The 13663-nt window shown below is 71.3% G+C and carries 13 protein-coding genes; 5 read left to right on the forward strand and 8 right to left on the reverse strand.

Annotated features, from left to right (window positions below; genetic code table 11):
- Positions 1 to 125: 125 nt before the first annotated feature.
- Positions 126 to 1058 carry a WXG100 family type VII secretion target gene (locus AB0L45_RS35560; protein WP_365847561.1) on the reverse strand — a complete coding sequence of 311 codons (933 nt, stop codon included), beginning with the start codon at positions 1056 to 1058 and terminating at the stop codon, positions 126 to 128.
- Entirely contained in the window at positions 1055 to 1363 is a 309-nt protein-coding gene (locus tag AB0L45_RS35565; protein WP_365847563.1) for a hypothetical protein, read from the reverse strand. The genes AB0L45_RS35560 and AB0L45_RS35565 overlap by 4 nt, the downstream gene beginning before the upstream one ends.
- A 274-nt stretch (positions 1364 to 1637) precedes the next feature.
- Here AB0L45_RS35565 and AB0L45_RS35570 point away from each other — a divergent pair, with 274 nt between their 5' ends.
- The 3 genes from AB0L45_RS35570 to AB0L45_RS35580 all read left to right on the forward strand — a co-directional run bounded on the left by AB0L45_RS35570 (position 1638) and on the right by AB0L45_RS35580 (position 6195).
- On the forward strand, positions 1638 to 2069 hold the full coding sequence (locus AB0L45_RS35570; protein ID WP_365847565.1) for a hypothetical protein: 432 nt from the start codon (positions 1638 to 1640) through the stop codon (positions 2067 to 2069).
- 446 nt (positions 2070 to 2515) lie between these two features.
- Positions 2516 to 3661, forward strand: coding sequence for a hypothetical protein (locus AB0L45_RS35575; protein ID WP_365847567.1), 1146 nt, complete (start codon positions 2516 to 2518; stop codon positions 3659 to 3661).
- 305 nt (positions 3662 to 3966) lie between these two features.
- On the forward strand, positions 3967 to 6195 hold the full coding sequence (locus tag AB0L45_RS35580) for an ATP-binding protein (RefSeq protein ID WP_365847569.1): 2229 nt from the start codon (positions 3967 to 3969) through the stop codon (positions 6193 to 6195).
- Positions 6196 to 6598: 403 nt separating this feature from the next.
- Here the strand turns inward: AB0L45_RS35580 and AB0L45_RS35585 are convergent, their stop codons facing one another.
- From AB0L45_RS35585 to AB0L45_RS35600, 4 genes are all read right to left on the reverse strand, one after another.
- The gene (locus AB0L45_RS35585) at positions 6599 to 6904 is read right to left on the reverse strand and encodes a hypothetical protein (RefSeq protein WP_365847571.1); all 306 of its coding nucleotides are present in this window, start codon (positions 6902 to 6904) and stop codon (positions 6599 to 6601) included.
- Between the two features lie 180 nt (positions 6905 to 7084).
- Complete coding sequence (locus AB0L45_RS35590) at positions 7085 to 7723, reverse strand: hypothetical protein (protein ID WP_365847573.1); 639 nt, start codon at positions 7721 to 7723, stop codon at positions 7085 to 7087.
- A gap of 158 nt (positions 7724 to 7881) precedes the next feature.
- The gene (locus AB0L45_RS35595; protein WP_365847575.1) at positions 7882 to 8682 is read right to left on the reverse strand and encodes a hypothetical protein; all 801 of its coding nucleotides are present in this window, start codon (positions 8680 to 8682) and stop codon (positions 7882 to 7884) included.
- Positions 8666 to 9433, reverse strand: coding sequence for a hypothetical protein (locus tag AB0L45_RS35600; RefSeq protein WP_365847577.1), 768 nt, complete (start codon positions 9431 to 9433; stop codon positions 8666 to 8668). Before AB0L45_RS35600 ends, AB0L45_RS35595 begins: the two co-directional genes overlap by 17 nt.
- Positions 9434 to 9874: 441 nt before the next feature.
- Between AB0L45_RS35600 and AB0L45_RS35605 the strand changes: the two genes are divergently transcribed.
- Both AB0L45_RS35605 and AB0L45_RS35610 read left to right on the forward strand, forming a co-directional pair.
- Positions 9875 to 10219: a hypothetical protein gene (locus AB0L45_RS35605; RefSeq protein ID WP_365847579.1), complete on the forward strand. Its 345-nt coding sequence runs from the start codon at positions 9875 to 9877 to the stop codon at positions 10217 to 10219.
- Between the two features lie 291 nt (positions 10220 to 10510).
- Positions 10511 to 11503 carry a PE-PGRS family protein gene (locus tag AB0L45_RS35610; RefSeq protein ID WP_365847581.1) on the forward strand — a complete coding sequence of 331 codons (993 nt, stop codon included), beginning with the start codon at positions 10511 to 10513 and terminating at the stop codon, positions 11501 to 11503.
- Positions 11504 to 11587: 84 nt separating this feature from the next.
- Here the strand turns inward: AB0L45_RS35610 and AB0L45_RS35615 are convergent, their stop codons facing one another.
- Together AB0L45_RS35615 and AB0L45_RS35620 are read right to left on the reverse strand one after the other, a co-directional pair.
- Complete coding sequence (locus AB0L45_RS35615; protein WP_365847583.1) at positions 11588 to 12667, reverse strand: PE-PGRS family protein; 1080 nt, start codon at positions 12665 to 12667, stop codon at positions 11588 to 11590.
- Positions 12668 to 12721: 54 nt separating this feature from the next.
- Complete coding sequence (locus tag AB0L45_RS35620; protein ID WP_365847629.1) at positions 12722 to 13063, reverse strand: WXG100 family type VII secretion target; 342 nt, start codon at positions 13061 to 13063, stop codon at positions 12722 to 12724.
- Positions 13064 to 13663: the final 600 nt, after the last annotated feature.

Below are 13663 nucleotides of genomic sequence, written 5' to 3' on the forward strand. Positions count from 1 at the left end.
GCCGCGCGGAAGCGGGGCGGGTAGCGCCGCGCGGAAGCGGGGCGGGTAGCGCCGCGCGGAAGCGGGGCGGGTAGCGCCGCGCGGAAGCGGGGCGGGTAGCGCCGCGCGGAAGCGGGGCGGGTGGTTCAGCCGAAGGCGCCGTGGCGGCGGACGTTCGGGGACGGGGGGTCGGTGGCGTTGCCCTTGGCGTTGCTCTCGGCGTTGCCCTTGGTGTCCTGGTCGCTGTTGGCGCTGGAGCCTTCGCCCTTGCCGTCCTCGGTCCCGGTGCGTTCGGTCCCGGTGTGCTGGGACTCGGCGCCGGGGCGGCTCTGCGTGGTGGACGGACCGTCGGCGGCGGCCTTTCCGGGGCCCGAGGCCGCCTTCTCCGGGCCTGCGGCCGCTCCCTCGGAGCCGGAGGCCGCGGTGCCGCTGGAGGGCGCCGAGGCGGCCTTTCCCGCCGGTGCCCCGGGCGTCGTGCCGGAGGCGCTTGCCGCGGCCCCGGTCTCCCCCGTACGGACGCCCTTGGCCACGCCCGCGCCGCCCCGTGCGCTCTTCGGATCGGTGGCCTGCGGCGGGCCGAAGGGGTCGGGCCCCTGAGGCGCGCCGGTGGTCTCCCACCGCTCGGTCAGCGAGGGCCGTTGCCCCTGGCCGCCCTTGCCGCCCTTGCCGCGGAAGGCGCCGCCCAGCGACGTGGCGAGCTGGCCGAGTGCCATGAAGCCGTACGCGGTCTGCGTGCCGGACGACTGCGAGCCGTCGCCCTGGGAGGCGGCCGGTGCGGAGTCGTGCGCGCCGGAGCCCGCGCCCGCGTGCGCCCCCTTGTCCTGGGAGGCGTCCTGGGAAGCGGCGTTCTCCAGGTCGGCGGCGGCGAGTTCGAACGCCGGCAGCGTCTCGTCGACGGACCGCTTGAGCTGGTGCCACTCCGCCGCGAACGCCTCGCCCGCGGGCCCGTGCCAGTTGGCGGCCGCGGCCTTGCCCACCTGCTGGTCCAGGTCCCGTACCAGGCCGTCCAGGTGCTTGCCCATCTCCCGCCAGCCGGCCGCCGCTTCGTGCAGGGCGTGGGGGTTGCGCTGCTCGGTCACTGGACACCCCGGATCGTCTTGACGAGTTCTTCCTCGGCCGCGTCCGTCGAGGCAGCGGTCTCCCGGAGGCCGCCGGCGACCTCCGCCAGCCGCTCCCGCAGCTGTTCCAGGGCGCGCTCGGCCTGCTCGTACACCTCCAGGTACGGCCGGGCCGCCGCGCGCGAGCCGAAGCCGTTGCACAGCGCCTCGGCGTCACTGCGCCGTCTGAAAGCGGTCAGCTGACGGCCCAGGTCGTCCGCGGATATCTCGAACTTGGTACCGAGCTTGTGCAGCTCCTCGGTACTGATCCGGACCTCGTCTGACATCTTTTTCTCCCCGAATTGATTGGCGCGGCGCGAATGACGCGGCTCGAAAGCGGCGGCGGCCTGCCGGACAAGGCCCCAGGTCTAGCACACCCGGATAGGGGCCGACTGCCGCGTCCGAAGCGGCGGGACGGCATCGCGGGGCGGGAAAAGGGGACCAATATCCCGCAATGCCAACAACCCTCCTTGACGAGCGGTTCCGATCCGTCATTAGACTCATGACGCCGGTGCAGCACACGCGGTTGCTGTACCACCGAGTTCACCGGGGGCAGAAGACATGAGCGGTACGAGCGGCATGGGCAATGAGCGGCAGATCCAGGACGAGGATCTGATGGACGTCGCCCAGGATCCCGACCAGGCGCACCGGCTGCGCAAGGCCCTGCAGACGCTGGCCACCAACCCCAAGGTCGGTGGGAAGCTCCAGGAGATGGCCCAGGAGGTGCTCTCCGGGCGGATCGGCATGAAGGACGCCATCCAGTCCGAGGAGTACATGGGTGCCATCGGCGACCGCATGAACGAGATGCGGCGGGCGGCGGAGAACCAGACACAGGCCGAGCGGGAGGCCTCCCGCGAGCAGTTCGCGAAGTGGCAGAAGGAGCAGGAGGAGAAGGAGGACCGGGAGCGCGCCGAGCGTGACGGGCCTTCGGGCGCCATCGTTACGGGACCGCGGCGGGGCGGACGGGGCGGCGGCGCCAGCCACCGGCACTGATCGGGGCGGCGGGACCGGTCGTCGGTACCGGGGCGGGGCGCGGCTCGGTACCGGGCCTCTTCGGTGCCGCGGATGGCACGGGAGCCATGGAGGCCGTGGAAGCCATGGAGGCCGTGGAAGCCATGGAGGCCGTGGATCCTTTGCTGACTCGACACCATATTTTCCCGCTTGTCCGCTCTTTCCGTCCGACCGGCGCCTGATCGCATTCGCCGGTACGTGATCGCCTTTTGAGTGGCGCTTGTCGGCTCCTGATGGCATCTCGATCGGTATTGCTATCGTGCGCGATCGCGTGCCGGAGAAGTGCACGCGGGAGAGAGCGGAGCAAAATGCCACATATTCGGGTGCTCGGTAAGGGCGCGCGGATCACGGCAGGCACCTTGTGCCTGCTTTTCCTCCTGTACACCCTGTACTGGCTGGGTCATGATCTTGTAACGCTCGGCCCTGGCGTGCTGTGGGATGTGTGGACCGGCGGCGCGTCTCCCGTTTCCGGCGGTTCCGGCGGCGCTTCCGGTTCCGGCGGCGCTCCGGCGGTCGCCTACCCGGTCACGACTCCGTACGAGGTCGGCCTGGCGCTGCTGCAAGGCGCGGCGGTGGGCGCCGCGTTCGCCGGGCGGCGGACGGCCGGCGGCCTGCTCGCGGTGGCGACGGCGCTGACGTTGTCCTTGCGGGTGCAGGCCGTCGTCAGTACCGGCAGCCACACCTCGACCGACCGCTGGTTCCTCGGCAAGGGCGAGATCGACGACGCCACCCTCACGGCGGTCTTCCTCTCCGCGGGGCTTCTGGTGCCACTGGTCCTCGTCGCGGCCGTCGTCCTGCCGGCCGGCATCCGTGCCTGGCCGCGGCCCGGCACGGCGCCCGGCCTGCCTCCGGTGCGCCCCGCCGGCCCGGCCGGCCCCGTGACCGCGATCGTGCTGGGCGTGCTCGCGCTCCTGTGGGTGGGCTGGATCTGCTACGCGCTGGTGGAGTCCCTCGGCAGCGGGTACGGAGCGTCGCTGGAAGTCCTGTTCACCGGCCACGGCGTGCTGATGGCCCTGCTGGGCATGGCGCCCGGCTGGGCCTGGCTCACCTTCCTGCCGCTGAGCGCGGCCGGCGCGCTGCTGGCCGCCACCCGCCGGGTCTCCGCCCGCGGTGTCGCCCTCGGACTGGCGCTGGTCCTGCTGCCGGTCGCCTTGCTGGCCCTGTGCGGCTCCGTCCGTACCGGCACGCTCTTCGAGTTGGGCGATGTCGCGCCGGGCGGCGCGCTGCTGGGCCAGGTGCAGATGCTGGTGGAGCTGGTCGGTTCGGTGCTGGTCCTGGTGCTGATGGGGCGACGCGGGGCGTCGGTCCAACCGGGGGCTCACGGAATGCCTGGGGCGCCGGGGTTCGCGGCGCATGGGGCGCCGGGATTCCCGCTGCATGGGGCGCCGGGGCCGTACGCGCCGGGGCCCGTGGGCGCACCCGCGTACGGGCCTGCCGGAGGGCCGGTGCCGGGCGTCCCGGGGCCAGGCGGGTATCAGGGGCCTCCGGGGTATCCGGCGCCGGGCGGGCACCAGGCGCCCGGCGCCGGATACCCGCCGCCGCAGGGCGGTTTCGGCCCGCCACCCACGGGCTGAGCGAGGGCTCGGCGGGTTACGGCACCGGTGTCAGTGGCGGATCGTAGGATCAGCCGGGAGTCGGGGAACGGGCGAATACGGGCGTCGGAGACCGGAGAGTCGGGAGTCGAAGAACGGGCGCATCGGAGCGCCGAGTCGGCACCGAGTCGGAGAACGGCGAGGACGCCGAAGAGGGCGAGGAAGGCCGAAGAAGCCAGTACGGAAGGTCGAGAAGCGCGGCGCGGGCATCGGGAACAGCACGGTCGGCACGGCAGCCGGCCGGCGCGCGCACGCCGCGATCCGCGACGGTGGAGGGCGAAGAGTTCATGGGGGACGAGGAATTCATGCACGCCTCGGACGGGGGGCACGGCAGTACGGGGGGTTACGCCCCGCACCCGTACGTCGGCGGCCGTACCGCCGTCCTGCGTGCGCTCGCGGCATGGCGTATGCAGTGGCCCGGCGCACCCCGGGTCATCGTGCTCACCGGGAGCCCCGGCAGCGGGTGTTCGCGCCTGGTGGCCGGCTTCCTCATGCTGTGCGACCCGGAGTACCGCAAGCGCCTGCCGCTGGACGACCTGGATCCGACGACCGTACCGCCCGACCTGCCCGCGCCCGCCGTGCCGGCCCCCGAAGGCCGTACCGCCGACCAGGTCCTGCGGGCCATCGCCGACCACTTCGGCCTGACAGCCGCACGCAGCGCGGACATCGTCCCCGAACTCGCCGCCGCGGCCGACCCGGTGACGGTCGTCGTCCCGGACGTCGACCGGGCCGGCCCGGTGCGGGCCGCCGACGAACCCGCCCGCCTCGTACGGGACGTGCTGAAGCCGCTCGCCGAGACCGCCACGGTCCAGTTGCTCGCCGACGTACCGCGCGCGCTGGCCACCGAGGTCATCGCGGCACTGCCGTCCGGCCAGGGGCAGGTCATCGACCTCGACGAGCCGGACTGGGCCGACCCCGAGGGGCTGGTCCGCCAGGTGGAGACGTCGCTCGACCCGGCATCGGGCGCGCCGGCTCGGCCGTACACCGAAGACGCCGGGGCGCGCCGGGCGCTCGCCGAGGCCGTCGCGGAGCGCGCCGCCGGCAGCCGGCTGACCGCGCAGCTCGCCGTGCGCTGCGTCCTGACACGGCCGGAAGACTTCGACCCGGCCGACCCGGCACAACTGCCGGGCAGCGTGGCCGAGGCGCTGGACCTGCACGCGCGGCGCCTGGGTGCCGACCCGCAGACGCTACGGCTGATGCTGGCGCCCCTGGCGCTCGCCGAAGGGGACGGGCTGCCCCTCGGGCTGTGGGGCCCGCTGGCGTCCGCCGTCGCCGGGCGCGACATGACCGGGGTGATCACTGAGGGGAAGCTGCTGGCGGGGCCGTTCGTGGAATCGGTGGTCGAGCCTGGCGACGGAGCGGTCGGTGAGCCGGAGGCCGGGGAGGCACCGGGGGCGGGACTTGCTTCGAGTTCTGCTTCTGCTTCCGGATCTGCTTCTGGTCTTGAAGGCGCCGCTGGCGCCGATAGTGCCGGTAGTGCAGGCCGTGCCGGGAGGGTCGGCCGTGAGGTGCTGCGCCTCGTGCACCCCGGTGTCGCGGACGCGGTACGGGCCGGGCTGGCCGACCTGCGCGACGCGCAGACCCGCATCGCCATGGCGCTCCTGGAGGCCGTACCGCAGCAGGACTGGTCCCGCGCCGACCCGTACGTACGCGACCGCCTCGCCGCGCACACACTGGCCGCCGGCCTGCTTCCGCAACTGCTCACCGACCCCGGCCTGTTCGCATACGCCGACCCGGTGGCGCTGCGTACGGCGATCGAGGCCGTGCCGTACGAGTCCCTGGGCGCTCCCGCCCGTACGTACCTGCGGACGGCCCCGCTGCTCATCCGCACCCGGGCGTCCGCCGTCATGCGTGCGGCCCTCCTGGAGACAGCTTTCGTCGAGGACGGCCTCGGACCGTACGCCGACGCGGTGCACGCGCTCGCTCTCGGTCTGCCGTGGCGCACGCTGTGGAGCGTGCCGCTGCCCGGGGTCACCGGCGTGACGATCGGCAGCGTGCCGCAGGCCGAATCCGCACAGGGCGGGGGCGCCGTACTGCCCGTCGCCGCCTTCACCGTTCCTGAAGGCACCCCTGGGTCGCGTTCGGTCTCCGCCGGGGCTGAGGAGGAGGGCGCGGACGCGAACGCGGGCCGTTCCGCCGTACTCCTGCACCAGCTGCTGGGCCCCGGGTTCGTGGACGCCGATCCGGCGCAGGTCTCGCGCCTCCCGGAGGCCGTACGGGCGGCGGCGCCGCTCACGCTGAGCCGGGGCGCGGACCACGTCCAGGTGTGGGACCGCCGGCGCGAGGAGCTGGTGGCCGACCTCGTCAGCGACCTTCCCTTCACGGGCGCCGACCTCTCACCCGAGGGCGTCCTGGTCGTCGCCACGCAGCACAACGTCAAGGCCCTGCAATTGACGCTGCCGGCGCCCGGGCCCGCCCCCGTACCGGCCTCCACGCCGGCCTCCATACCGGCACCCGTACCAGCCTCCGACGTCGCAGGCACCGTACCGGCCCCGTCCACCCCCACCGACCGCTGACTCAACCCGGTGGGGCATCGGAGCCCGCCGCGGCGCGCGGGCCGTTGCCTGCGCCGCGGCGCGCGCCGTGGACGTCGCCGGCCTGCTGACGCCTCAGGCCTGCTCCCCCGGTCACTCCGCTCCGCTCCTGGCGGGCTTGCCGCCTCAAGAGGCAGCACTGTGGCTGAGAAGCCAACTGGTGCAGCGGGTTCGATTGGTGAGTGTGCGCAAGGCCAGGTTCCGACGGCCTGCCGCACTCATCAGGATGCTTTCCCTGGCCCTCTCGTCCGCCTCGACCGTGGTACTGGGGCTACAGGATCTCGGCCTGTGGGCGAACATCGCCTTCGTCATGCTTCGGCCTGGGGCGGGAACGGCCGGCTCCCTGCCCACCCGGCGTACTGCAGGGAAGGGTGACAGCCGCCGCTCAGGGAAGCAGTAGCCAGTCCGCGGCGAGCGCCGCCGCCAGCCCCAGACCGAGCAGCCAGGTGCCCAGCCGCGTACGTCCGTTACGGCTCAGCTCGATCACCACCCCGCACAGGATCAGCGCGGCGCCGTACACCCCCACGACCAGGACCGACGTACGGCTCGCAAGGCGGACCACGAGCACGGCCGCCATCGCCGCCATCAGCACGGAGGCGAGAACGATCCGGACCCGCCGGGCCTGACGAGGAGTCAGGTTCACGCGGCGTGCGGGTAGGGGCTGTTCGTCGGCGTCGGCGGGTGCGTCCATGAGCGGGAATGGTACGGGACGGCTGTTCGGAGCCGTACAGTCGCGTTCGGGTCTTCCGGCTCCGTCCGGGTGCCCTGGCGCCGTTCCGGGTGTCCCGGCCCCGTTCCGGGTGTCCCGGCCCCGTTCCGGGCCCCACCGGCTCCCGGACCCGGCCCACCGGCCCCGGGCTCACGTACGGCGCTACGTGAAGAGCAGCACCGCGCCCGACAGCACCGCCCCGGTCAGCCCCGCGGCCATCAGTCCGACCATCAGCGTCCGCAGCACGCCCGGACCGACCGACCGCCACGCGTCGTCGAAGGTCGGGGCGCCGCGGAAGCGGTAGCCGGTCACGGTGCAGAGCACGCCCAGGACGAGGACGACCAGTCCGCCGCAGAGGCACAGCACCCCGTTGGCCAGCCGGTTCCAGCTGTGCTGGACGTAGCTGGAGCGGCCGACCTGGCGCACCTCGATCAGGTCGCCCTCCTTGAACCGGTGCCAGGAGTCGACACTGGCGTTCAGGTCCTTGGTCCGGCCGTCGTCCGACCGGAACGTGCCGTAGCACTGGATGTCCCGCGTCCGGTTCCCCGAGTGCTGCTTGTTCGCGTAGTGGTAATCCGTGGCGCACGCCTCCACGGTGATCTTGCCGGGGCTGCCGTCCACCCACACCGAGTACGGGCCCACGTACACGCCGACCGCGATCAGCAGCAGCGCGGCCAGGAGGACACCCACGCCGATCAGCCGCCCCAGACCGCGCTTCACCCCGTCCGCCACACCCGGCGCATCGCCCACGCTGGATGCATGGGACGCGCCTGACCTGGTGTGTTCCGACTGTGCTGCCATGGTCAGCGATCCTTTCCAGGGGCGTGCGAAGGTGCAGGGCGAACGATGCACGCATCGGCATGCCGGACATGCCACGCGTACGGGGTGTACGTGCTTCCGCGATGTGCCGAGCCTACGGCCCGGACGCACCCGCCCGGCCGGCCAGGCGGTCCGCAGCGTCACCCGTAATGCTGCAAAAAGAGAAAGACGGCTGCACCAAGGATGCCCACCCCGGCGACGGACAGCAGCAGCGGGCGCAGCACCGTCCCGCCGGGCAACCCGTCCCAGCTGTCACCGAACGAACGTCCCCACCGGGCGCCGAAGCCCGTCAGCAGGCAGAAAGCGCCCGCCGCGAGCAACGGCAGCGACACGGACACCCCGGCGGCATCGCCCCACATCTGCTCCCGGCCCACGACCACGTACGTTCCGTCGTCACCGCTCTGCACGGGGACGCGGGTGCCCGGCGGATAGACCTTGTCGGGGTGGAACGGGGTGAAGGGATTGACGTCGGTGGGGCGGTCGCGGTTGTGGGGGGCGTTGCGGGCACTGTCACCACTCTGGCCGCTCTGGTCACTGTGACTGCTGTGGTCGCTGCCATCGCTGCCGTCACTGCGGTCGACATCGTTGCTCTGATGGGCTTCATCGCTGGCCCGATGGGCATGCGTGCCGCCCCGGTCAGCCCGGAAGGTGCCCGTACAACTGACCGTCCGGCTGCTGCGACGGCCGCTGCCGACGGACGCGTAACGTTCATGGCACTCCTCGACGGTGTACGTTCCGCGAGTTCCCGCGAAGCCGGCGACAAACACCGCCTGTCTCACCGATATCACGCAGACCATCACCCCCAACACCGCCAGGACGAGGCCAACGGCTCGTCCCACCACATACCGGGCGGCGTCGCGGCGGCTGGTGAGCGGCGCCAGGATCCGGCTCAGGGAGCGGAGTGGCGAGAGGAGCGTACGGCGCTCAGTCGGCGGGGGCATCAGACCATCCCGTCGACGAGCAGCGCCGCACCGGCCCGAGAGCGGCCAGGCCGCCGAGGCCGACCAGTACGGCCCGGACCACTGCGCCGCCGGGCACCCGCCGCCAGGCCTCCCGCAGTGCCGGGCCGCGCCGCGTGCCGAACCCGGTGAGCAGACAGAACACGCCCGCCACCACCGTGCACATCGAGACCCCCACGATCGCCAGGCTCCGCCAGATCCACTGCTCGTCGATCATGACGAACCCGTGGTCCGTCTTCTGGACCGCCAGGTGCTTGCCCGGCTCGAACTTGGCTTCGGTCTCGACCGTCGCGTCCTCGACCGTCGCGTCCTCGACCGTCGCGTCCTCGACCGTCCCGTCATCGAGCGTCGCACCCTCGGCCGTCGCACCTCCAGCCTTCTCGCCCTCGGCCGCCGCGCCCCCAACCTTCTCGCCCTCAGCCGTCGCACCCCCGGCCTTCCCGCCCTCGGCCACGGCGCCCGTCCGGTCGGCGCGGAAGGTGCCGGTGCAGGTGACGACGGGGCGCGCGTGCCGGTGCCGGGACGAACCGACGCGGTCGAACTGCGTACGGCACTCCTGCACGGTGAGCGTGCCCGCGTCGCCCCGGTGACCGTTCGCGTAACCCATGTCCTTGGCGGTCATCCCGCCGAAGAACAGCCCGGCGAGGACGAGACCGGCGCCCACGACCCGGCCCGCCGAGGACGGCAACCGGGCCGACGCGTACGCGCGCACGGCCGATGAGCGGGTGCGCATGAAGGGCTGCGTTGGCATGGAAGGACCGCGATGCTGTGGAGGACAGTGCCGGCCTGCTCGGCAGCCGTACGGCACGGGAACGCACGCCACCCGGGGCGCGCGGCCGCTCGACCGGGCAGGTACCAAAACTTAACCATCTCTTTCCCTCTCCGCACCACTCCCCTCCCGCGCCTTCATTCCGACTGCCATCTGCACCACAGCACAGTCAATCCCCCCGAATTCGATCCGCATTCGAGTGGAATCCCTCCGCACATATGCCCCAACGGCGCACCGCCAGCGCCCTGTTGGAGCCCATTTCGCCACCACTGTCCACTGCACAGCACCGACTGCCGCCCGGCGCCCACCCGTGAGGGCGCCTTGACATGCCTGCGTTAAGGACACATAAAGTGGTCACGCTGGGCGTGTCGAGAGACAAACACGCCTAGCGCGAATGGCAGAGCAATGACGGGGGTCGCGGTGGCGGACAAGGCATTCGACGTAGACCCTGAGGTGCTGCGCACACAGGGTCATGCGTTCGTGAACATCGGCACGGAGTTCGGCAAGGCGGCCAAGAAACTCAAGGACGACCTGGAGGGCCTCGGCAAGCCGTGGGAGGACGCCGACTTCGGCGCCGCCTTCGACGTCATCTACACCCCGATCCGCGACGGCATGTTCACCTCCATGGATTCGCTGGGCGAACGCCTGGAAGACATCGGCGACAAACTCCAGGGCATGGCCCGCACGTACACGGCCTCCGACGAGCAGGGCGTCCACGTCGTCAGTTCGGTCCCCCGACCCGCGGTCTGAGGCGGGCGGGCGGCACGCGGCCTGAGGCGGGCGGCCGGCTCGCGGCCTGAGGCCCGCGACCGGTCCGCGGTACGGGGCGTGCGGTCCGGCCGTACGACCCCCCGGCACGCGCCCGGCCCGTACGCCCCACCCCGGCTGTACCCGGCCCCGCCCCGCCCTCCGCTCCGCGCCCGCCCGCACCCACTCCGCCCGCACCGTCCGCGCCGCTCACTTCGCTGAGCAGCGCCGACGCCGCCACCATCACCATCACTCCAGCCGTACACGGCTGCAACCGCACGGGGGACGATCACTGTGTCACTGACACTGCCGAGCGAGGTCGCCTGGGTCCTCGGACTCCTCGGGTACGACTGGCCGCAGGCCGACGAGGACGCGCTCTTCAAGTGCGCCGAGACCTGGCGGAACTTCGCCGCCCAGGTCGAACAGGCCGCCTCGCAGGGCACGTCGGCGGCGAACGAAGTGGTCGCGGCGAACACCGGCGAAGCCGTCGACGGATTCACCAAGGAATGGGGCGCCTTCTCCGGCAGCGCCGGCTCCGACCACTATCTGCGTGACGCGCAGATCGCCGCCGAGACCATCGCGCTGGCTTTCGACGCGGCGGCCATCGCCGTACTCTCCGGCAAGATCGCCATCATTGCGCAGCTCGTCGCCCTCGCGGTGGAACTCATCGCCGCGCAAGCCGCCGCCCCCTTCACGTTCGGACTGTCCGAAGCGGGCGCGGTGGGCGCGACACAAATCACCCGCGTCGCCGTCCGCGAGATCCTGAACAAGATCAAACAAGAAGTCGTCCAGGCCGTGACCAAGGCCATGGAACACGCGACGATGGACGCCATCAAGAAGCTGGCCAAGAAGGCGGTGTCCAAGGAAGCCCGGCAGCTGGCGATGGACTACGCCAAGAAGACGGTCAAGGACACGGTCAAGGAGACCGTCCAGGACAAGGTCGTCGAAGAGGGCAAGGCCAAAGCCACCGAAGCCGCCACGGAAATGGGGCAGAACGTCGCCCAGCAGGGCATCGAGAACCATTTCGGTGCCCGCGACGGGATGGACTGGGGCGAGACCGCCGACATCGGCAAGGAAAAGGCCGGCGAATACGTCGACGGCCTCAAGGAAGGCGCCCAGAGCCTGGCCGACCCGCAGACGTACGTCGACCACGCCAAGCAGGACCTCACCAACCGCGGTCTCGACGCGGCCCAGAAGCACGTGGACAGCCGTACGGGCGGCGCCGCGACCCGCCACCAAGGCGTCACCGACGGCGCGAGGGATTCGGTGCAGGCCGTGTTCGGATGACGCCTACGGGGTGAGGGTGAAGCCGGAGGCGAGAGCCCCCGGTCTCACTCCCTCTTCCCTCCCCCTCGCGCCCCTTACGCCCCCTCACCCAAAAACAGCCCGAACATCCTCGGCAACACCAGCCCCCCTCTCACCCCCTACCCCTCGCCCACTCCTGCCTCCTCCACCTCCATCCCCCTCACCTCTGCCATCTCCTCCCCTCCCACTCTCGACGGCCTCTCTCGCCCGCCCGGCCACGACGCTGCTCCCCGCCTCCGTCGCACTGTCGAGCAGACGATCGCGGTGAGTGGCCGGATCGAGGAGGCCGGCCAAGCCTCCCTCCCTCTCTCCCGGGCCACTCGGCGTGCCGGCGACATACTCGCCGGCCACGAATTCGCCGCCCCGAACCGTTCCGAACTGCTTGCCGAATTCCTCCTTCGCGCCATCGACCGTCTCCCCCACATCGATGCCGGCACGAGCACCGAAATGACTCTCGATGCCCTGCTGCACGATGTTCTGCCCGGCCCCCGTCACGATGTCGGTGGCGGCTCCCTTGGCGGGATCGATGACGATGTCCCTGACGGCCTTCCGCGCATAGTCCGTCGCGAAGTCCTTGACCTGGTTCCTCACGACATCGGACGCGATCTCCCTGACGCCCTTCTCAGCGGCGTCCGCCATCGCTTTGGTGACCGCTTCGACGACTTCCCGCTTCAGCGTGTCCAAGAGCCGACGCACCATGAGACGCGTGGCTTGCGTCACCCCTAACGCGCCCACTTCCGACAGTCCGAGAGTGAAGGGTGCGGCAGCCTGCGCCGCGATGAGTTCGACGGCCAGGACGACGAGTTGCACGATGACTTCGGCCTTCGCCGCGAACACCGCTGCCGCCGCCACCTCGAATGCGACACCGATCACGTCGGCCGCGATCCGCGCATCGGTCAGGTAAGAGCCAGGCCCGCCCGAGAAGTCCTCCCACTCCCCCGTGAAGCGGCGCACCGCCTCGCCCGAATTTCCGCTGACAACCTCCCGTACAGCCGTCCCGCCCCGCCCGTCGGTCCGCCCGACCTGGCCCGCGAACTCCAGCCAGGCCTGCCCGCACGCCATGAGCTTGTCCTCGTCCGCCTCGGGCCAGTGGTACCCCAGCAGATCGAGCACCCACACGACCTCACCAGGCAGTGTCAGCGCCACTCCCCACACCTCCCGGGCCATTCGCTCCTGCCGGACCCCTCCTCACCGCTCGCATCACGGCCCCCAAGGGGACGAGTGCGAACCCGACACCTGACCGACAAGCTGCACCGCCTCCCCCTCAGCCGTCTCATACCGGCGCGCCATCTCCTGCAGCTTCTCCCCCATCCCCTCCATCCGCTTTCCGAGCGAATCCATGGACGCGAACATGCCGTCCCGAACCGGCTCGTAAACCATGGCGAACGCCTCCGCGAACTCAGCGCCCTGCCATGGCTTCCCCAACCCCTTCAACGTCTCCTGCAGCCGCTTCGAGGCGCTGCTGAACTCGGCCCCGATATCGACGAACTCCCTCCCTTGCGCCCTGATCCCGTCCGAATCCACATCAAAAGCACTGTCCATCACGGCCCCACTCGAACAATCAACCATCGCAGGAAGCAGCGAACACCCTGGTCCACCGCATTGAGTGTCGCGAGCTTTCCATCCCACCGCGACCACGGCCGACACCCGCCCCGCAAGAAACCCCCGCCCACCCCACTCGAACCCCCGACCCAATACCTGCACGCCCCACCGCCCAGACAATCCGAAGAAACCTTTACCGCACCTCGTCCGGACCCCACCCCAACAACCAAACTCCCAACAAGCCCGTGCAGAATCATCCCCTCGTAGCCCACAACCCTCCACAAACGATGCTCACCCACATCAAAATCAATCACCACTCATCCGAGCGAACCATGCGCACGCCGCTGACACCGCACCGTCGCCGCTCGCACCCGCACGCGGAGAAGGGGCCCGCACCAAGCTGCGGGCCCCTTCTCCGGTCACGCTGTGCGGCTACTACCCGGAGGCTGAGCCGGCGGAGCCGAGGGGGAGGAACCGTAGACGCTGGGCTGCTGCCCGTAGGGATTCGGCTGCTGCTGGTACGGCCCAGCCTGGTGCGGCGGGAAACCGACATGACCGCCGGGCCGCCCTCCATAACCCCCAGGACCACCGGGACCGCCA

Source organism: Streptomyces sp. NPDC052496 (genome assembly GCF_040679095.1).
In the GTDB taxonomy this organism is placed as follows: domain Bacteria; phylum Actinomycetota; class Actinomycetes; order Streptomycetales; family Streptomycetaceae; genus Streptomyces.